The sequence below is a fragment of the Streptomyces sp. NPDC059092 genome (assembly GCF_042756365.1).
GTDB lineage: Bacteria > Actinomycetota > Actinomycetes > Streptomycetales > Streptomycetaceae > Streptomyces.
The window spans coordinates 1-1,013 of the sequence record NZ_JBHZEJ010000162.1 but is presented as its reverse complement, the minus strand read 5'-3'; the positions used below and the strand labels follow the sequence as shown (position 1 = coordinate 1,013).

The window sequence follows — 1,013 nt, the reverse complement described above, 5'->3', positions numbered from 1 at the left end:
ACGCAATGGTGACGCGGTTTTCATAGCTCCTAATGATGTTGTAAAAGTGACCACTATGAATCACGTCATTGAAGTTCAGCATATGGAGAAGATGAACCGGAAAAATAATATCAAAAAATTGGACAAGGATAGGTTTGTAGACCTCTCTACTGGGGAGATCCGGGAGTTCGAGCATTCGGAAAATCGGCAGGAAAATTATAATTCTTTGAGACAAACCTTTAAGAAGCTGCGTTATTTGATAAATAACAATTTTATAGGACGGCCAAATGAATTACATATAACTTTGACATACAAGAAAAATATGACGGACACGAAAAAACTTTATAGTGATTTTCAAAATTTTATCGACAGGTTGCGTTATAAATACAAGAAAGAAAGTTCGATAGATTATTTATCGGTGGTAGAGCCACAAGGACGTGGAGCCTGGCATTGTCATGTTTTAATGCGCTTTAATGATTTGGATAAGATTTATATTAAAAATGCTGAATTAAGGAGTCTATGGGGTTTAGGATTTGTAACAATCAAGTCATTAAAGGATATAGACAACATAGGAGCCTATTTGAGCGCTTATTTGACTGATATAGACCTAGAAGATGTCCAAGACAGGGAAACAGCCTTAAAAGTGGCTTCAGAGGGCTGTGAGGTGCAAACAAAGATCGTAGAAGGTCGGGAAAAGAAATTTTTAAAAGGCGGACGGCTGCACATGTATCCTTCCGGAATGAATATGTATCGAAAATCAAAAGGGATTGTTAAGCCGGAACGGGAAGAAATGAAGTTCGGAGACATAAAAAAAGTAGTGGGTTCGGCAAAACCACACTACGAGAAAAGTTATCATGTCGAAAATGACAATTTTGAAAACACAATTTCGTTTCTCCAGTATAACACAAAACGTGATTTTTGAAGCAAAACGGTTCCTCTTTATGGAGCCGTTTTTTTTATTTCCCGAAGGGTTATTTGTCAGATTGACAAACCGATTTCGAGCCGGCGAGAACCCATTGTCACACCACGATTTA

General features: G+C 37.7%; 1 protein-coding gene. It reads left to right on the top strand.

The genetic code is table 11. From position 1 onward, the window contains the following. On the top strand, nucleotides 1-901 hold a 901-nt coding region (locus ACFXPL_RS37150; protein ID WP_384927589.1), incomplete at its 5' end, for a hypothetical protein. Nucleotides 902-1,013 lie beyond the last annotated feature (112 nt).